The 18723-nt window shown below is 72.6% G+C and carries 14 protein-coding genes; 9 read left to right on the forward strand and 5 right to left on the reverse strand.

Going from position 1 to position 18723, the window contains the following annotated elements; all coding sequences use genetic code 11:
* Positions 1-145: 145 nt before the first annotated feature.
* From OG439_RS19765 to OG439_RS19785, 5 genes are read left to right on the forward strand one after another with little or no spacing between them, the layout of a single operon-like run.
* Entirely contained in the window at positions 146-3751 is a 3606-nt protein-coding gene (locus OG439_RS19765) for a DUF4132 domain-containing protein (protein ID WP_326950836.1), read from the forward strand.
* On the forward strand, positions 3748-4836 hold the full coding sequence (locus OG439_RS19770; protein ID WP_326950837.1) for an ATP-binding protein: 1089 nt from the start codon (positions 3748-3750) through the stop codon (positions 4834-4836). Before OG439_RS19765 ends, OG439_RS19770 begins: the two co-directional genes overlap by 4 nt.
* A complete protein-coding gene (locus OG439_RS19775; RefSeq protein WP_326950838.1) occupies positions 4836-7112 on the forward strand; it encodes a DUF5682 family protein in 2277 nt (758 codons plus the stop codon). The genes OG439_RS19770 and OG439_RS19775 overlap by 1 nt, the downstream gene beginning before the upstream one ends.
* The gene (locus OG439_RS19780; RefSeq protein ID WP_326950839.1) at positions 7109-8227 is read left to right on the forward strand and encodes a VWA domain-containing protein; all 1119 of its coding nucleotides are present in this window, start codon (positions 7109-7111) and stop codon (positions 8225-8227) included. Before OG439_RS19775 ends, OG439_RS19780 begins: the two co-directional genes overlap by 4 nt.
* The gene (locus tag OG439_RS19785) at positions 8224-10113 is read left to right on the forward strand and encodes a hypothetical protein (RefSeq protein WP_326950840.1); all 1890 of its coding nucleotides are present in this window, start codon (positions 8224-8226) and stop codon (positions 10111-10113) included. Before OG439_RS19780 ends, OG439_RS19785 begins: the two co-directional genes overlap by 4 nt.
* Here the strand turns inward: OG439_RS19785 and OG439_RS19790 are convergent.
* Positions 10091-10534 carry a hypothetical protein gene (locus OG439_RS19790; RefSeq protein ID WP_326950841.1) on the reverse strand — a complete coding sequence of 148 codons (444 nt, stop codon included), beginning with the start codon at positions 10532-10534 and terminating at the stop codon, positions 10091-10093. The genes OG439_RS19785 and OG439_RS19790 overlap by 23 nt on opposite strands.
* Before the next feature lie 114 nt (positions 10535-10648).
* The gene (locus OG439_RS19795; protein WP_326950842.1) at positions 10649-11620 is read right to left on the reverse strand and encodes a helix-turn-helix transcriptional regulator; all 972 of its coding nucleotides are present in this window, start codon (positions 11618-11620) and stop codon (positions 10649-10651) included.
* Between the two features lie 63 nt (positions 11621-11683).
* On the opposite strand from OG439_RS19795, the gene OG439_RS19800 reads away from it, so the two are divergent.
* The 4 genes from OG439_RS19800 (at position 11684) to OG439_RS19815 (ending at position 15473) form a co-directional block, all read left to right on the forward strand.
* Positions 11684-12826 (forward strand): epoxide hydrolase family protein, encoded by a 1143-nt coding sequence (locus OG439_RS19800; protein WP_326950843.1) that lies wholly within the window; start codon positions 11684-11686, stop codon positions 12824-12826.
* A gap of 464 nt (positions 12827-13290) precedes the next feature.
* Positions 13291-13458, forward strand: a complete 168-nt coding sequence (locus tag OG439_RS19805) for a CGNR zinc finger domain-containing protein (RefSeq protein ID WP_326950844.1) — start codon at positions 13291-13293, stop codon at positions 13456-13458.
* A gap of 167 nt (positions 13459-13625) precedes the next feature.
* On the forward strand, positions 13626-14585 hold the full coding sequence (locus tag OG439_RS19810; RefSeq protein WP_442792313.1) for a Rid family hydrolase: 960 nt from the start codon (positions 13626-13628) through the stop codon (positions 14583-14585).
* Positions 14586-14780: 195 nt separating this feature from the next.
* Positions 14781-15473, forward strand: a complete 693-nt coding sequence (locus OG439_RS19815) for a TetR/AcrR family transcriptional regulator (protein ID WP_326950845.1) — start codon at positions 14781-14783, stop codon at positions 15471-15473.
* Here OG439_RS19815 and OG439_RS19820 read toward each other — a convergent pair.
* The 3 genes from OG439_RS19820 to OG439_RS19830 all read right to left on the reverse strand — a co-directional run bounded on the left by OG439_RS19820 (position 15393) and on the right by OG439_RS19830 (position 18710).
* Positions 15393-16634, reverse strand: coding sequence for an MFS transporter (locus OG439_RS19820; RefSeq protein ID WP_326950846.1), 1242 nt, complete (start codon positions 16632-16634; stop codon positions 15393-15395). The genes OG439_RS19815 and OG439_RS19820 overlap by 81 nt on opposite strands.
* Before the next feature lie 215 nt (positions 16635-16849).
* Positions 16850-17125, reverse strand: a complete 276-nt coding sequence (locus OG439_RS19825; RefSeq protein WP_326950847.1) for a hypothetical protein — start codon at positions 17123-17125, stop codon at positions 16850-16852.
* A gap of 910 nt (positions 17126-18035) precedes the next feature.
* The gene (locus tag OG439_RS19830; protein WP_326950848.1) at positions 18036-18710 is read right to left on the reverse strand and encodes a TetR/AcrR family transcriptional regulator; all 675 of its coding nucleotides are present in this window, start codon (positions 18708-18710) and stop codon (positions 18036-18038) included.
* Between the last annotated feature and the right edge of the window lie 13 nt (positions 18711-18723).

Here is an 18723-nt window from a genome sequence, read left to right on the forward strand (position 1 = left end):
TGGCGGCCACCGTCGGAACGCCCCCCGTCGTGATCTTCACCAAGCACCTTCGCGGACCCCGATCCGCGCGATCCACTCCGGACTGTCGGTGGGTCCGGCTAGCTTGGGCACACGGTCGGAGAAGTACGGCAGGGAAGAGTGGAACGTGCGGCGTCTTGAGTACATCGGCGGTGGCTCGGCGAAGTTCTGGGAGGGGGTGGTGCAGGGCACCGACGTGGTCGTGACGTGGGGGCGGATCGGGACCGGCGGGCAGTCCAAGCGCAAGGGGTTCGGCTCGGCCCCCGACGCGGCCGCGTTCCTCGCCAAACAGGTCGACGAGAAGGTCAAGAAGGGCTACACCGACACGGGCGCGGTGGCCACCGAGGCACCGTCCGTCCATGAGCCGGCCGTCCAGAGCACGCCCGTCGCGAAGACCGAGAAGACCGCCAAGACCGTGGTCGACGAAGACACCTTCGACCCACCGGCGGGCGTGGTGCGGATGGCCTACGCCCGCCGGGACCTGGGCAAGCCCCGGTACCGCCCCTCCCCCGACGCGCACGCGGCGGCCGGCAAGCTGCTGGCCGCGTACCGGCACGAGATCGACGAAGTGCTCGACGCACCGGACACCGACGAGCCGGTCGCCGCCGCCGCGCGTGCGCACCTCGGCGGTACCGCGGACCCGCTGGGCGCCGCGGCGGTGCTCACCGTCCTCAGCGCCTCCGTGACCTACTACGACCGGGACGACCTCGGCCGGTTCGGGCCGTACTGGCTCGCCGAGCACGGGCTGTTGTTCGCGGCCGAAGCGGCGATGCGGCTGGCCACCCTCACCCCTCAGGGCCTCGGCGGCCGGCAGGCAGCGAACGCGGTGCGTCACCTGGCCGAGGGCGAGCACCTGCCGTGGCGCTGGGCGGGCCCCGAGGTGCTCGGGGAGGTCCGCGCGGCGGTCGCGGCGGCGGACGACGCCGAGTACGCGCGGGTCGTCGAGGTGCTCGGCGGCTTCCGGAAGAGCCCCGGCACCCGGCTGGTCGCGGCGTTCCTGGCGCCCACCGAGCGGGCGTGGGTGGACGAGCTGCCCGCCGAGGTCGACGACCACGGGCACCTCGCGGGGTGGATGTACCTGTGCGCCGTGCACAGCGCGGAGCAGCTGGAAGAGCTCGGCGACGCCTACGGCCTGCACCGTCAGTCCAGGACGCTGCCGACGATCGTGCGCACGATCGGCCCCGCCGCCGCGCCGGTACTCGTGCGGTGGACCGCGAAAGCCGACAACGACATGCTCAAGCGCCTGCTCGCGGCGATCGTCGTGATGCCGACCGACGACGCGTTCCGCGGGCTGGCCGCCCACGCGGCGAAGGCACCGTTCCGTGCCGCGCTGCAGGAGGCCGTGCTGCGCTACCCGGTTCGCGCCACCCGGCTGCTGGCCGAGGCGGCCGCCGAGGGCGGCGAGAGCGGCGAGGTGGCCGCCGAGCTGCTGCGGGCCCACCTGATGGCGCGCCCCGAGCTGCTCATCGACGTCGTGCCGACGCTGCCGGAAGCGGCGAGGCAGGCCGCGTTGGCCACCCAGGAAGGTGTCGTCCGGCTGCCCGACGCGCCGGCCGAACTGCTGCCGCCGGTGCTGGTCAGTCCGCCCTGGACCCGTCCGCGCGACACCGCGCCGCCGGTGGTGCTGACCGACCTGGCCGTGGCCGCGCCGACGCGTGTCGTGTGGGAAGACGGGGAACGGGCTCAGGTTCTCGCGCGGGGGACGCGCGACTCCTCCGGCCGCCACACCCGTCCCGGCACCGATTGGGCAGAGGAGCTGGAGAAGCACCGCGGCAGCGACTGGATGCTGCCCTCGATACTGCTGCACGCGCCGGAGGAACTGGCACTGCCCGCGCTCACGGCCTGGCAGCCGAAGCGGCTCTACAACCTCGATGTGTGGGGTCCGGCTCTGCTGGCCCGGTTCGGGACCGCCGCGGTCCCGGTGGTCGTCACCGTGGCCGCCATGAACAACGGGCAAGACGACTTCAAGGCGCTGCTGCCCGTCCTGGACACCGAGGTCGCCGCGACCATGGCCACGGCGATGGCCCGCCGCAAGCCGGCCCGGCCGGTGGTCCGGGCGTGGCTCCTGCGGCACGGCCTGGCGACCTTGCCCTACCTGGTGCCCGCCGCGCTCGGCCGCGCTGGCAAGGCGCGGGACGCGGCGGAGGCCATGCTCCGCACGCTCGCCGCGCACGAGGGCACCGGCACCGTCGTCGCCGAGGCCGGCCGGCTGGCCGGCGCCGAGGCGGGCGACGGGGTGGCGCGCGTCCTCGCCGCCGACCCGCTGGAGCTGTTGCCGAAGAAGATGCCGGCGCCCGGCGCGTGGGCCGATCCCGCCGCGCTGCCGCAGATCCGGCTGCGGGGTGCCGACGTCGCGCTGCCCAAGGCGTCGACCGCCGACCTGCTGACCATGTTCGTGCTCGGGACCCCCGACGAGCCGTACGGCGGTATCGCGCAGGTTGCCGAGGTGTGCGACCCGGGCTCGCTCGCCGAATTCGGGTGGGCGGTGTTCGAAGCGTGGCGCAAGGCGGGCCTGCCGGCCAAGGACGGCTGGGCGCTGACCGCGCTGGCCGCCGTCGGCGACGACGAGACCGTGCGGCGGCTGTCGCCCGTCATCCGTGCCTGGCCGGGCGAGGGCGGGCACGCCCGCGCCGTCACCGGGCTGGACGTGCTGGCCGAGATCGGCACCGACGTCGCGCTGATGCACCTCAACGGCATCGCGCAGAAGGTCAAGTTCTCCGGGCTCAAGCAGCGCGCCGGGGAGAAGATCGAACTGGTGGCGGCCAAGCTCGGGCTCACCGCCGAGCAGCTCGCCGACCGGCTGGTGCCCGACCTCGGGCTCGCGGAGGACGGCACGATGGTCCTCGACTACGGCCCGCGCCGGTTCGTCGTCGGCTTCGACGAGGCGCTGCGCCCGACCGTCTCCGACGAGGACGGCACCCGCCGCAAGTCGCTGCCCAAGCCCGGCGCGAAGGACGACCCGGACCTCGCAACCGCCGCCTACCAGCGGTTCTCCGCGCTGAAGAAGGACGTCCGCACCCTGGCGAGCGACCAGATCACGCGGTTGGAGCGGGCCATGGTCGCGGGACGCCGGTGGAGCCACGAAGACTTCGCGCGCTACTTCTCCGGGCACCCGCTGCTCCGGCACGTCGTGCGCAGACTCGTGTGGGCCGTCTACGACGAGCAGGACTCCTTGGCCGGCGCGTTCCGGCTGGCCGAGGACCGCACGCTCGCCGACGCCGACGACGAGACCTACACCCCGGCCGCGGGCACCACCGTCGGCGTCGCCCATCCGCTGCACCTCGGGGACGCGCTCACCGCGTGGTCGGAGGTGTTCGCCGACTACGAGATCCTGCAACCGTTCCCGCAACTCGGCCGGCAGGTTCTCGCGCTGACCGACGAGGAACGCACCGCGCTCACCCTGGCGCGGTTCGGCAAGGTTTCGGTGAGCGTGAGCCGGGTCCTCGGTCTCACCAAGCGCGGCTGGGAACGCACCGCGCCGCACGACGGCGGAGTGGAGGCCGGGGTGGTCAAACCGCTCGCGGGCGGCTGGTTCGGGGTGCTCGAGCTGGAGGAGGGCATCGTCGCGGGCGAGCCCACCATGCTCGGCGAGAACCAGGAGATCCGGCGCGTGTTCCTGTCGCCCGATCACGACGGCTGGTGGGGCCGGGAGGACACGCCGCTCGGCACGCTCGACGCGGTGTCGGCGAGTGAGCTGCTGGCCGACCTGACCGAACTGGTGGGCGCCCCGTGACCGCCGGGCAGGAGCTGCAGCGCCCGCCCGCGGAGGTCCGGTTCGCCGACGAGCTGGTCCGCCTGCGCGAGCAGGACACCGCGCCCCGCCCGCCGGGGTGGACCCTCAGCCTCGACGCGGCCCGCCGGTTCGTCGTCGGCGACGCGAAACTGGGGGTGCGCAAGAAGTTCGTCGGCGACCCGTCCCTCGTGGACCGGGCCCTGGTCACCCTCGCCACCAGCCGCGGGCTGCTGCTGGTCGGCGAGCCCGGCACCGCCAAGTCGTTGCTGTCGGAGCTGATCGCGACCGCGGTGAGCGGCGTGTCGACCCTGACCATCCAAGGCGGCGCGGCCACCACCGAGGACCAGATCCGCTATTCGTGGAACTACGCGATGCTCGTCGCGGAGGGCCCGTCGACGCGGTCGCTGGTCCCCGCGCCGCTGCTGCGCGGCATGGCCGAGGGCAAGGTCGTCCGGTTCGAGGAGATCACCCGCTGCCCGCTGGAGGTGCAGGACTCGCTGCTCTCCCCGCTGTCCGACCGGGTCCTGGCGATCCCCGAGCTGACCGGGCGGGACGCGATGGTGTTCGCCACCGACGGGTTCAACGTGATCGCCACCGCCAACACCCGCGACCGCGGGGTCAACGAGATGAGCGCGGCGCTCAAGCGCCGGTTCAACTTCGAGACCGTGTTCCCGATCCCCGACCTGGACACCGAACTGGCGCTGGTGGCGACCGAGTCGGCGGAGCTGCTGCGCCGTTCCGGGGTGCCGGTGGCGCAGCGTCGCGACGTCCTCGAGGTGCTGGTCACCACGTTCCGGGAGTTGCGCGCGGGCACCGGAGGTGGTGGCGGGGAACGGCTGTCCACGGTGCTCAGCACGGCGGAGGCGGTGTCGGTCGCGCACGCCGTCGGCCTGCGCGGCTGGTACCTGCGCGGCGAGGCGGGGACCGGCGAGGACGTCGTCGAATGCCTGGCCGGGACGGCCGCGAAGGACAGCCCGGACGACCTCGCGAAGCTGCGCCGCTACCTCGAGCACGACGCCGCGCGGCGCAAGGGCTCGCCCGCGTGGGCGGAGCTGCACGGCGCCCGGCTGCGGCTGCCGGGCTGATGGCGGCACCGGTACACGGGGGCGCCGTTCACGTCATCGGGGTCCGCCACCACAGCCCGGCGTGCGCGCGGCTGGTGCGCGAGACGATCGCCGCGCACCGGCCCGCGCACGTGCTGGTCGAGGGACCGGCCGACTTCACCGGCCGCATCGGTGAGCTGCTGCTCGGGCACACCCCGCCGCTCGCGATCTTCAGTTACGTGCGCGACGCCGCCCGCACCCGGCTGTCGTGGGCCCCGTTCTGCGACTACTCCCCCGAGTGGATCGCGCTCACCGAAGGCCGGGCCGTGGGCGCGCAGGTGCGGTTCATCGACCTGCCCGGCTGGCGGGCGACCGACACGGAAAACGTCTACGCCGACGCGGAACGCCGCTACACCGACGCCACGGAACGGCTGTGCCGCGCGCTGTCGGTGGACAACGTCGACGTGCTGTGGGACCACCTGGTCGAGGCGCACCCGCACGAGGGGCTGGCGGAGCGGCTCGCCGCGTACTTCGACCTCGTTCGCGGCGAGGCGGACGCGGGGGCGGAGGACACCGCACGCGAGGAGTACATGGCGCGGTGGGTCGCCGCGGCGGCCGCGCGGGACGAGGGGCCGGTCGTGGTGGTGGTCGGCGGGTTCCACCGCCCGGCGCTGGTGGCCAGGCTCGCGGACGCCGGCGGCACCACCGCGAACCCGGACTGGCCGCCGGTCCCGGACGTGCCGGCGGGTACGGAGGCCGGCAGCTACCTGGTGCCGTACTCGAACCGCAGGCTCGACGCGTTCACCGGCTACGCCTCCGGCATGCCCTCCCCCGGCTACTACCAGCGGCTCTGGGAGGCCGGGCCGCAGGAGGCCGCGACCGGGCTGGTGGCCGACGTGGTGACACGGCTGCGGGCCCGCAGGCAACCGGTGTCCACCGCCGACCTGATCTCGGCGAACGCGCTGGGCGAGGGGCTCGCGGCGCTGCGTGGGCACCCGCACCCGGCCCGCACCGACGTGCTGGACGGCCTGGTGAGCGCGCTCGTGTCGGACGCGCTGGACCAGCCGCTGCCGTGGTCGGCCCGCGGCCCGCTGTCGCCCGGCGCGCACCCGGTGGTCGTGGAGATGGTCGCCGCGCTCACCGGCGACCGCACCGGCCGCCTGCACCCGGACACCCCGGCACCGCCGCTGGTCGGCGCGGTCGCCGCGGAGCTGGCCGCGCTCGGGCTCGACGGCACCCGGGACGTCCGGCTGGACCTCACCGACGCGACCGACCTGCGGCGCAGCCGCGTCCTGCACCGGCTGCGCGTGCTCGGGGTCCCCGGTGTGGAACGGAAGTCGGGCCCGTCTGCGGGCCGGGACGCGACGGCCGCCGAACGCTGGCAGCTCACCGCCTCCGACCGGCGCGAGTCCGCGCTGATCGAGGCGGCGGCCCGGGGCGGCACCCCGGCCGACGCCGCCACCGCCACGCTCGCCGGCCGAGCCGACCGGCGCAACGAGGTGGGTTCGCTCGCGGGGCTGCTGTACGACGCCGCCCTGTGCGGGCTCGCCGACCTCGCCGGTGACCTGACCACCCGGGTCGCGGCCGGGGTGGCAGCGGCGCGGGAACTGGGGCCGCTCGGTGCCGCGCTGCGGGTGGCGCTCGGGCTGTGGCGCCACGACCGGCTGCTCGGCACCGCGGGCAGCGCGTTGCTGGGCACGGTGGTCACCACCGCGGCCACGCAGACGCTGTGGCTGGCCGAGGGCATCCGCGGCGGGGACGTCCCCGCCGAGCCGGCCCGGTTGCGGGCGCTCGCGGCGGTCCGGGACGCGGTCCGGGACGGCGGCGCCGCGCTCGGCCTCGACGCGGACATCGCGATCGGCGTCGGCGGCCGGCTCGTCGCGAGCCGGGACGTGCCGCCGGACCTGCGCGGCGCCGGGCTCGGCCTGTGCTGGGCGCTGGGCGCGGCGGTGGTGCCGAGCGACGCCGTGCCCCGGGCACCCGCGGTGCTCGGCGACTGGCTCGCCGGCCTGTTCGCGGTGGCGCGGGAGGAGGTGCTCGACGACGGCGGGCTCACCGCGGTGCTCGACGAAGTCGTGAGCACGTTGACCGCCCACGACTTCCTGATCGCGCTGCCCGCGCTGCGGCAGGCGTTCGAGTTCTTCCCGCCCGCCGAACGGGAGCGGTTCGCGACCGCGCTCGTCGCGCGGCACGGCGGTGAGGGGTCGGGGCGCGGGCTGTTGCGGGTGCGGGCCGACCCGGTACTGGTGGCCGAGGGCGCGGCCATCGAGGAGGCGATCGACGAGATGCTCACGCGGGCGGGATTGGCGGACCTGTGAACGACGGACCGAGCAGCGACCTGGAGCGCTGGCGGCTGGTGCTCGGCGCACCGGCGGCGGGCATGACCGGGCTCGACGGCGAGACCGCGGCCATGGACGCCGCGCTGTCGTGGCTGTACGGCCGCGATCCGGACCTCGCCGAGCGCGGGGTGCGCGGCGGCGGGAGCGGGGACTCGAACCTCACGGCGGTCGACTGGCTCGACGACGTGCACCGCCTGTTCCCCCAGGAGACCGTCGAGCGGCTGGAGCGCGACGCGGTCGAGCGCTACGACATCCACGAGATCGTCACCGACCCGGAGGTGCTGGCCCGGGTCGAGCCGAACCCGGCGCTGCTGCGGGCCGTGCTGCGCACCAAGCACCTGATGAACCCGGAGGTGCTCGCGCTGGCGCGGCGCATCGTCACGGAGGTGGTCCGCGAGCTGATGGCACGGCTCGCGACCGAGGTGAAGCACGGCCTGACCGGCACGCGGCTGCGCCGGCCGAGCAACTTCCGGCAGGCCCGCGACTTCGACTTCCGGGGCACCGTGCGGGCCAACCTCGCGCACTACCAGCCCGATTCGAAGCGCCTGCTGATCGAGAAGCCGCGGTTCACCTCGCGCGGGCGGCGGCACACCCAGCCGTGGCAGCTGGTGCTGCTGGTGGACCAGTCCGGCTCGATGGTGGGCTCGGTGATCCACTCCGCGGTGACCGCCGCCTGCCTGTGGGGCGTGCCCGGCCTGCGCACCCACCTCGTCGCGTTCGACACGAACGTCGTCGACCTGACCTCGGAGGTCACCGACCCGGTGGAGCTGCTGATGAAGGTGCAGCTCGGTGGCGGCACGGATATCGCGCGCGCGGTCCGCTACGGCGCCGGCCTGGTGGACGCGCCGAGGCGGGCGATCGTCGCGATCGTGTCCGACTTCTACGAAGGCGGGGACGAGGGGGCGCTGGTGCGCACCGTGCACGGACTGGTCGGGCAGGGCACGCACGTGCTGTGCCTCGCCGCCCTCGACGAGACCGCGAACCCCGACTACGACCGGGCGCTCGGCCGGCGGCTCGCCGACGTGGGGGCGCACGTGGGTGCGATGACCCCGGGCCACCTCGCCGAGTTCGTGGCGGACAGGATCGGCCGGTGAGGGCGGACCTGCTCGCGCTGACCACCGACGCGCTCGCCGCCCTCGCAAACCGGGGCCTGGTCAAACGCGCGACCCGGGACCTCGACGGCGTCCCGCCGGTCACGTCGGCCGGGGACGGCACGGTCGAGGCGGTGTTCGCCGACGGCACGCGGGTGGTGCTGCCGCCCGGCCGGGGGCTGGACGCGGCGAGCTGCACGTGCGGCGCGCCGGGGATGTGCCGGCACCGCCTCGGCGCCGTGCTCGCCTACCAGCGCGATCACGCCGCCCCGGCGGCGGCACCGGCCGGAGAGGTCCCGGCGGGGTGGCCGGGGGCGGTGACCGACGAGGAGCTGACCGCCCGCTTCGGGGCCCGCACCCTCACCGCGGCCCGGCGCGCGGTGGGCGGCGGGCTCACCGCGCGGGTGCGCAGGCCGGCCATGACGGTGGAGACGCCGGCGGCCACGGTGCGCTTCCTGGTACCCGGCGAGCTGGGTTTTGTCGACTGTGACGCCCGCGCGGAAGCCAGGGACGTCCTCGTCGTGGTCGCCGTCTGGGCGTTCCGGCAGGCGGACGTGCTGGCACCCGCGGATCCCGACGTGACCGTCGAGCTCGCCGGCCGGGTGGACCGGCCCGCGGCCGGGGCGGCGACCGGCGCGATGGCCGCGGTCGCGGCGGCCGCCGGCGAGCTGCTGCGCACCGGGGTCGTGCCGGCCGACGAGGTTCTGGTCGCCGCGCTGCGCCGCGAGCAAGCCGAGTGCGAGCGGGCGAACCTGCGCTGGCCCGCCGCGGCGCTGGCGGAGCTGGTCGAGCAGCTGACCGCCTACGGCACACGATCCGCCCGGCACGAACCGGTGCGGGTCGCGGAACTGATCGCGGAACTGCACGCCCGCCACCACTCCGGTGCGCGAGCACCCGCGCGGGTGCTGGGCACCGACGAGCCCGCGGAGACCCCGCTGCGGCAGGTGCGCCTGGTGGCGCTGGGCTGCCGCGTGGACCACGAAGACGATGCCGACACCGCTGAGGTGTTCCTCGCCCACCCCGGCACGGAGACGGTGCTGGTGGTGCGGCACCGCTGGCCGGCGGGCACGGGGCCGATGCGGTCCCGCCGGCTCGCGGGCACGACGCTGGCGGCGCTCGCCGCGGGCAACGTGGTCAGCGAGGCGGCGGTGCGCAGCGCGGGCCGGGTGGTGCGGTTCGGGGCGGGCCGGCTGGCCCGCACCACGGTCAGCCCGGTGGGCGAGTCGTGGGCCGGGCTGCCGCCCGCGCTGCGTCCGCCGGTCACCGAGGCGCTGGCCCAGCTGACCGGCCTGCCACCGAGGGTGGTCCGGCCGCGGGTCGCGGCCGAGCTGGTCCGGGTGGTGCCGATAGCCCGGGTGCGGCAGGTCCGCTACCTCGCGGGCGCCCAGCGCCTGGACGCGGTCGTCGTGGACCCCGGCGGCGCGGAGGCCACGGTCAGCCTCACCCACCGCGCGGCCGCACCCGGCGCCCTCGACGCGCTGGCCGAGGCGTTGGCAGGCGACCCGCTCGAGGTGTCCGGCGCCATCCGGCGAGCGGGCGGCGGGCTGGTCGTCGAGCCGTTCGCCGTGCGCACCGCGGCCGGGGTGGTGGTGCCCGACCTGGCGCCCGCGACCGGCACCGTCCCTCCGGCCGCGGGTCCCGTCCGGCCACCTCCACCGGCCGCCGCGATCGAGGGCGCGCTGGCCCTGCTCGCCGAAGCCGCGCACCGCGGCCTGAACCGCCTGCCGCCCACGTTCCCGGCCAGGGCCACCCCGATCGCCGCCGCCCTGACCCGCACGGGCCTGACCCGCTGCGCCGAGGCGGTCCGGGCGTGGGGCACCGCGCCGGCCGACCCCGCCACCTGGCTACGCGCCGAGATCCGCCTCCTCACGGCGAACGAGCTGCACTGACGCGCCCGGATCGCGCGCACTCGACCACGCGACGGCGTACGTCAAGGAGCGCAGGCGGTTCGGCAAGCGCATCGCCGAGTACCAGAGCATCCGAGATCGCGTCGACGACCTCCCACACCCGGGTCGTGAGGTCGAGCATCGCCTCGCTGTTCACGTCCCCGGTGGCCCGCGCCTGATCGGTCAGGGCCAGCCAGACCAGGCGACCGCCGAGCCGGAAGGACCGCAGCACGTCGCCGAACGGCAGCTGCGGCTCGACGCGACGTCGTCCCGTCCCGCGGGCCGCGTCGTAGAAGACCTCGGCGTCGCCGGCATGGGCGATGAGCTGGAGAACACGCCGGAGGTTGTAGTGGCACGAGTGCCACAGGTCGTCCCGCGGTACGACGTCGACCAGACGGTAGCCGGGGTTCTGGTCGCCGATCACGGAGACCAGAACGTCGGTCAGCTACGAGGCCGACGGACGAGATCAGCTCTGATGCCGGCTGCCCGCCGGCGGTCGATCCGGACGAGTGGGCGCCGGGCGCCGGCAAGGAATCGATCACCGGGAACCATCGCGAGGTCCGTCGCCCGCCGCGCGGCGCAACCTCGTCGCGAGGCGATCGAACGCCACCGCGAGCTCGTCCCCGTCGATCACCTCGATGTCGACGTCGAGCTGTGTCATCCACAACGCGAGCCGGTCCGGGTCGTCGGAACCCACCTCGACTCGGCACGTGGACTCGTCGACCACCTCGACGTCGACCGGGATGTGGATCTTCGCGGCGATCTCGGCGGCGGGAGCACGCATCAGTACGCGGGCGCGGTACTTCCAGGCTCCCTTGCTGATGCGTCCGACGACGAACTCGACGACATTGTCCTGCGGGATCACGCGCGGCCGGAACCGCGCACCCGTCGGTGCGTGCGGAACCATGCGGTCGACCCGGAAGACCCGCCAGTCGTCACGGTCGAGATCCCACGCGAGCAGGTACCAGAGCGCTTCCCAGTTCACCAGCCGTTGCGGTTCGGTGTGGCGCGCCTCTTCCTCGCCCCCGCGCTTCGTGTACCCGAACCGGAGCCGTTCGTGGCCGCGGATCGCGGCGGCGACCGCGCCGAGAACCGAGAGATCGAGCGGCGGCCCAGCCCCGGGAACAACGCTCGTCGCCTCGCGTACCGCCTCCACCCGCCGTCGCAGACGCGAGGGCAGCACCTGCTCCAGCTTCGCGAGCGCGGTGAGCGATGTCTCTTCGACCCCCAGCCTCTGGGCCGCGACCGCACCCAGTCCGACCGCGACGGCGACGGCCTCGTCGTCGTCGAGCAGCAGCGGGGGCATCGCCGTCCCGGCGGCCAGCCGGTACCCGCCCGCGACGCCGCGGCGCGCGTCCACGGGATACCCGAGCGACCGCAGCTTGCCGATGTCGGCGCGCACGGTCCGGGTGCTCACGTCGAGCCGGCCGGCGAGCTCGGCGCTCGTCCAGTCACGCTTGAGCTGCAGCAACGACAGCAGTTCGAGCAGACGCGCCGAGGTCTCCAGCATGTTCGCGATCATGCCAGCAATAGCGGAAGCCAACCTGCCGCATTGTCTGCGAACGTCGGTGTCATGACCGAGAACAACACGCTCACGCCGTTCCGCATCGACATCCCGCAGACGGACGTCGACGACCTGCGCAACCGGCTGGCACACACCCGCTGGCCGATCCCCACGCCGGGCCGGGACGATCGCACCGACTTCAGCCGTGGCATCCCGCTGGTGTACCTGAAGGAGCTCGCCGAGTACTGGTGCGACGGATTCGACTGGCGTGCGCAGGAGGAGAGGCTCAACGAGCTCGAACAGTTCACGACGGTCGTCGACGGCCAGACGTTCCACGTCGTCCACGTTCGATCGGCGAACCCACGGGCCACCCCGCTGGTCCTGAACCACGGCTGGCCGGGATCGTTCGTCGACTACCTGCGACTCATCCCGCTGCTGACCGGCGAGTTCCATGTCGTCATCCCGTCGCTGCCCGGCTTCGGGTTTTCCACCCCGCTGGCAGGGACCGGCTGGGAGCTGGCGCGCACGACGGACGCCTACGCCGAGATCATGACGCGTCTCGGCTACGAGAGGTTCGCGGCCCACGGCACCGACGTCGGTGCGGGCACCACCGGTCGCCTCGCGGCGATCCACCCGGAGCGTGTCATCGGCACGCACATCGGCTGCGACCCCCGGCTGCTCGGGTTGCTAGGCGTCAAGTTCCCCTTCCCCGAGGGCCTGTCCGATGACGAAATCGCCCAGATCGAGGCAGTGCGCACCGAGGACGCGGCCGATCACGGGTACCTCCTGATGCAGGACCACCGTCCCGACACGATCGGCGCGGCGCTCACCGACTCGCCGGTCGCCCAGCTCGCGTGGATCGCCGAGAAGTTCAAAACCAGGACCGGCGGCGTCTACCGGACGCCGGACGAGTCGGTCGACCGCGACCAGCTCCTCACGAACATCAGCCTGTACTGGTTCACCCGCAGCGGCGCGTCGAGCGCCCAGTTCTACTACGAGTCCGAGCACTCCGGACTCGACTTGGTCATGGCCTCCGGTGTGCCGTCCGGATGGGCCGTGTTCGACAGCCACCCTCTCGTGCGCCGCGCGATGGACCCGTGGAAAGCGATCGGCCACTGGAGCGAGTTCACCGAGGGAGGTCACTTCCCCGCGATGGAGGAGCCGGAGCTGCTCGCGGACGACATCCGCACCTTCTTCCGCGGCATTTCCTGAGTCTCACGGCTCCACCACGAATCCCCATTCGCGCGTGGACGGTCGGCAGTGGACCATCGGCCTGACGCCGGCCGCGCTCATCCTCTGGTCCGGCAACGTCGTCGGAGCCCACCGCCGCGGACTCGAACCGGACGTGGTCCGCACGCACTCCACTGGGCTGCGAACCTGCTCAACAGCCGCGCCACCTCCGCATGGGATTCACTTGGGACGAAGGTCATCGATGTCTTGCACCTGCACGGGCCGGCTCGCCGGCAACACTTCCCCCGTCGTCCCTGTCATCCTGTCTGGCGCAGACCCGGCCACCGGCGTACCAGTCGCACTGCGCGGCCGGCAATGGCTCGACCTGCGAGCCGGAGTCACCGACCACAGCGTCTCCAGCCTCGTCTCATCCCTGCGCAGGCAACGAGATTGATCGCATTCATTACAGCTCTGGCTGTGAAAGCGCATGACTCTGCGGCCCCACCGTGGACCTGGCGCAACCGGCCTCGCGGTTTCTCTCCTGCGTCGAGCACGTGTGCCGCAAAGTGTTCTCGGACCGCGGGGACATTCACCAGCGCTACTGCAGCCCTCGCTGCGCGACCCGCGCAGGTGTTCGTTCCCACCGGGTCAAACGCACCACGGAGGACGGTTGACCGGCAGCCGCCCAGGTCACGAGGGCCTTTCGACCGTCCACAAAGGATGAGATCACCGCCTCGGCTCGGGCGACGGCGTCCGCGACAAGCACTAATTCCTCGAAAGCCGGCGCGCGCGCATCACCCCCGACCAGGCAGGCCTGCCCGCATACGGCGGCAACCGGCGGGTGAAGGGGCTGCGTCGCGAAGAGGTCGCGATGCTCTCCGGCATTTCGGTCGCCTACTGCGTCCGGCCGGAACGCGGCAACCTTTCCGGCACCTCGGACAGCGTGCTCGACGCGCTGGCCCGCGCGTTGCAACTCGACGAGGTCGAGCGCGAGCACCTGGTCACTCTCGCGCGGTCCGCCGGGCCGGTGCCACGCCGGCGCACCACGTCACCGCCCGTGCGCCCGGCGGTGCACCAGGTGCTCGACCCCATTGTCGGCTCGCCCGCGTTGATCCGCAATGGACGCCACGACGTCGTCGCGATGAACCGCCTGGCCCGTATCCTGTTCGCTCCGGCGCTCGCGGACCCGCGCAGACCGGTCAATCTGACCGCTTCGTCTTTCTCCACCCGGACTCCGGCGACGTTTCCTCGACTGGGAAAGCGCCGCGCGGGAACCGCCGCGATGCTGCGCCACGAGGCCGGCCGCAATCCGCACGACATGGCGTTGAGCGACCTGATCGGCGAGCTCAGCACACCGAGTGAATTCTTTCGGCAATGCTGGGCCCCGCACGACGTGCGGGTGCACCGCAGCGGCCGCAAGCGCCTGTACTTCGCGCAACCGGCGGGTCTGCCCGCGCTGCCGGGGCTCAGTCACGCCGTTGCGTTCTCCGGACGTCAGGTCATCGTGTCCGGACAGGTGCCGCTGAACGCCGCCGGTGAGTTCGTGGGCGAGGACGTCGAGGCGCAGTTGCGGCAGGTGTTCACCAATGTCTCCAACGCGCTCGTTGCCGCGGGCGCGGAAATGAAGGACGTGGTCAAGCTGACCGTGTTCCTCACCGACATCGCCGACGCTGCCGTCTACCGCACCGTTCGCGACCAGTTCGTCGATACGGACAACCCGCCTGCCTCCTCGCTGTTCCAGGTGGGCGCGCTGATCAACCCGAAGTTCCGTGCGGAGATCGAGGCGCTGGCGGTCATCTGAGCGACCAGGCCGGGCACGGCCCTCGCCGCTCGGATGACCGGCGAGGGCCGTCCCGGTCGATGGCGCTGGAGCCCGGCGTTCACTCGCGAAAGCCTTCCCCTGCGGCCGGCGTAGAAGGCGAAGCTCTGCTTGCTGCCCGCGTCGAGGAGTACCGGCCACGTAGAAGGGCGCGGGACCTGGAACTACCATCCGGTCATGCGTGACGAGGACGGTGCCGGAGACCAGCCTGGGCGAGCACGGTCCTATCGCAAAGCCGAAGAACGGCGCGAGCAGGTCCTGGCGAAGGCGATCGAGCTGTTCGCCCAGCACGGCGTGGACACCTCCCTGCGCTCGATCGGGGAGTCGATCGGGGTTTCCCACGCCGCGCTGCGGTACTACTTCCCGTCGCGGGATGACCTGCTGATCGCCGTCTACCAGGCACACGAGGCCGCCGACGACGAGGAAGACGGCAAAGCACTGCCGAGCCAGGACGGCGACTCGGCGACCGCGGTGATGAAACGCAGCGCGTTGCGCAACCGCGAGGTCCCGGGCCTGGTCGAGCTGTACGCGACGTTGACGACCGACGCCCTGCGACCCGACCGGCACCCCGCTGTGCGGGACTTCGTGTGGCAGCGGTTCCGGCGCGTGCGCGCGCAGCTGGCCGAGATGGTGCGCGAGGGACAGAGCACCGGCTCCGATGTGGACGCCGACGACGCGGCGGCCCTGCTGGTGGCCGCGTCCGACGGCCTGCAGGTGCAATGGCTGCTCGACCCCGAAGCGGTCGACGTGCACCGCGTGCTGAGCCTGCTGGAACGGCTCGTACTGGGGTCAGCGCGCCCGCGTCATGACGGCGAGACCGAGCACGGCGGCCAGCCCGAACCCGGCGGGGACCAGGAACACCAGCGGTAGCCCGATCCAGGCCGCGCCCAGACCGCCGGCCAGACCGCCCAGCGCGGAGCTGAGCGCGGTGGAACTCAGGAAGATCGCCGAGGCGGTGGCCACCGCCTGCGGCAGCAGCCGCTGCGCGACGATGATGCCCAAGGTCGCGAACACCCCCCAGACCCCGCCCATCAGGATCTGCCCGGCGAACAACCCGGCCGCGGTGCCGGTCAGCGCGAAGCAGAGGTTCGCGCTCACCCCGAACCCGGCGGCCAGCACCATCAGGCGAACCTCACCCGTCCTGCGGGCGACGATCACCGCGATGGGCATGAGGACCAGCTCCACCAAGGGCTGGATGCCGATGATCGCGCCGCTGAGCGCCGGGCTGAACCCCAGCCGGTCGTTCATGTAGATCGGCAGGAAGGCGTACTTGACCGACTCGCCGGCGTAGACGCAGATGTAGAGCGCCGTGAACGCGAGCAGCGGCAGCATCACGCGGACGCCGGGCCGGTGCGCCCGGGACGACGCCGAGGCGGGGCCGGCCGGACCCGGATCGCGCAGCGCGCCCAACGGCACCAGCTGGGCCAGGGTCGCGACGGCGGTTGCCAACAGCATCACGCGGGAACCGGCGACGGCCGCCAGGAACGACCCCGCCACCGGCCCCACGACCCAGCCCGCGGTGAGCGCCATCCGCACGATCGCCACGACCCCGTCGTTGGCCGGTCTCGGGCGCAGCGTCGCTTGATCGTGGATGGCGGCGAACAGCTGTGACGTCGCGGCACCGGCGAAGCCGAGCACGACCGCGCTCACCACGAACGGGACCCACAGCCGAGGCGCGAGGGCGATCGCGCTCCACCCGGCGAACCCGACAACCGCGCACAGCCTGAACAGCCCCAGCCGTGAACCGGTGCGGTCGGAGCGGGCGCCGACCAGGTAGCCCGCCACCGGCGCGGTGAGGTTGGTCAGGTAGTACAACCCCGCCACCGTCAGCGACGCGTGCAACTCGCCGACCAGGAACGACGCGATCTGCGGGGCCGCGGCGGAAAACCCCAGCCCGGCCAGGAACAACGCCACCGTCGACCGGAGGTACAGCGGGGTGGACCACACCAGCCGCAACGCCGTCTGCCCAGGCTGTCCGGTCCCGGGATCGAGACCCGCTCCGCCCCGCGCACCGGGAGGTTGTCCGCTCATTCCGCGAACTTACCCTCAAGATTCTTCCAATGGAAGAATCTTGAGGGCAGCCGAGCCCGATCGTCGAATCCCGCAGCTTCGGGATGTCGCCGAACGCACCCAGCGAGCCGGCCGCGCCGAAGGCGCCGGGCTCTCGAACGCGTCGCCGCAGAGCAACCACCGTGCCGACGGCGAAACACGAGCAGGTTTCCGGGCGTGCTGCCCAGCAGCTCACGTCACACGCACTGGTGTCGCACCGCCACCGCCGGACGGCTCCGGCTGCTGTCACGCATGACCCACGTAGCACCAGACTGGCTCAGCACCTGCTTCGCCCCACACCGGATCGACGAGACCATCGACGCGCTCCACCAGGCCCAGCCGGACCTCGACGTCGATCCTGGCGCCGCGGCGGCGCTGGCCACCGACTCGGTGGACGCATCGATGACGCCTTCGGCGGTCTCGATTTCGGCGATCGTCAGCTCGTCGATATCAATGGAAATGAACTCGGACAACAATTCTCCTTCCAGGAACCGTCTTGCTTCTGTCCGGCGGCGCGGAAGAGGAATGGTTGCGGACGGAAGTGCCGCTTGCGCCACCCGAAGTGGATCGGCCCGGCATACGGCACGAAGCTGCCCCGTTGCGTAGGTCGTCGTCCTTGGCGCGGCGGATGGCCGCCCGTAGCTCCTTGCCCGTCTACCCGGACTTCGAAGTCACGGCCGATGAGGTCACCCCCTGCATGGTGTACACGCCATGGAGATGCCACATGAGGCGCACCAAACTGGTAACGTCCCGCCCGCGGCAGGTATGACGTCTGGATCAGAAGCCCCCTCCCAGAGACAGCGTCCAACCAAAAGACCGCGCCAAGGACGAATCGGGCCCCTTAGCTTGTCCGGTGGAAACACCGACCAGGCTTTGGCGTGCGCTCTGCCAGCTTGGTCGAACTATGACGCGCCCGCTGTTCAGGTGGTTGACAGCCGGAACGCTCACCGCAAAGGCACGGCCGGAGGACGTACCCCGGATCGCTGAGGCCCTTCATCCGCCGATGCAGCTCAGGCTTGACCGGTCCACACAGGTAAAGGCAGCGCCCGGAACGAGTCCGTCTGACGAGTCAGACGCTCCCACCTAGCCTTTCTCAACTTGGTGGTGCGCACACCAAGTCGCCCACCGGTGGGGCCGGGGCCGCCGGGGGCGGCTCGGTGCAGACGCGCTTCAGCGCGTCTGTGGTGCCCGGGTCGAGAATCCGGAACGGCAGTTCCATCGTCGTGATTCGTCGATGGACGATTTCACGACGGATTGCAGCGCTGCCACACCTCGGGGTCGCGGTGGTCCACCGTTTCCCCGAGCTCGCCATAGAATTCCTCGAAGCCATCGCACAGTCGTGGCTGAACGACTCAGGAAACGTCCTGCGCCTGGTCGATCAGCTCAAGCAAGGCCGTAGGCCGTGAAGAACACCTCCGCCGCCCGGTCGGCGATCCTCGTCAACTCACCGTCGTCCGGCCGGGCCTCGGTGCCGGCGAACATCAGCTGGTTCATCGGCTTGTACATGACAAGGCCGGCGAAGTGGTACGCGGCGAGGGTCGGGTCGGCGAGCTCGCGCAGCAGACCGCGGTCGGCCATCCGGGACAGCGCCTCACCGAGCAGCACCAGCGAGCGCTGGAAGCCGTGCTCGAACCACTTGCCGGAGATGGCGGGGAACCGGTCGGCCTCGGCCAGAACGAGCCGGCGGAGCTGGATCACCTGGGGTTCGCAGATGTCGGCGGCGAACCGGCGCGCGAGATCGCGCAGCGCCGTCGCGGCATCCGTCGCCTCGTCCAGCGCTCCGTAGAGCGTGGCGAGGCGGGCGCCGAGCTGCGCGTTGCTGCCGAGGATGACTTCTGCGAACAGGTGCTCCTTGTCGGCGAACTGCCTGTAGACCGTCTGCTTGGAGACCCGTGCCCGCGCGGCCACCTCGTCCATGCTCGCGCCCAGGTAGCCATGCTGCAGGAACACCCCCGCCGCTTCGGCGAGGATCGCGCGTCGCTTACGGGCCGTGCGGCCCTCCTCCAGGCTCGTCTCGAGTTCGCTGTCGATCCCGGCGCCCGGTGCCAGTTGATCCATGGTCCTCCTCCCG

The organism is Amycolatopsis sp. NBC_01307 (assembly GCF_035975215.1).
Classification (GTDB): Bacteria; Actinomycetota; Actinomycetes; order Mycobacteriales; family Pseudonocardiaceae; genus Amycolatopsis.

Bases quoted from the DNA above. Each gene is read 5' to 3' on its own strand.
- OG439_RS19775 (WP_326950838.1), top strand. From the start codon at position 4,836: ATGGCGGCACCGGTACACGGGGGCGCCGTTCACGTCATCGGGGTCCGC.
- OG439_RS19815 (WP_326950845.1), top strand. From the start codon at position 14,781: ATGCGTGACGAGGACGGTGCCGGAGACCAGCCTGGGCGAGCACGGTCC.
- OG439_RS19830 (WP_326950848.1), bottom strand. From the start codon at position 18,710: ATGGATCAACTGGCACCGGGCGCCGGGATCGACAGCGAACTCGAGACG.
- OG439_RS19795 (WP_326950842.1), bottom strand. From the start codon at position 11,620: ATGCTGGAGACCTCGGCGCGTCTGCTCGAACTGCTGTCGTTGCTGCAG.
- OG439_RS19820 (WP_326950846.1), bottom strand. From the start codon at position 16,634: ATGAGCGGACAACCTCCCGGTGCGCGGGGCGGAGCGGGTCTCGATCCC.
- OG439_RS19800 (WP_326950843.1), top strand. From the start codon at position 11,684: ATGACCGAGAACAACACGCTCACGCCGTTCCGCATCGACATCCCGCAG.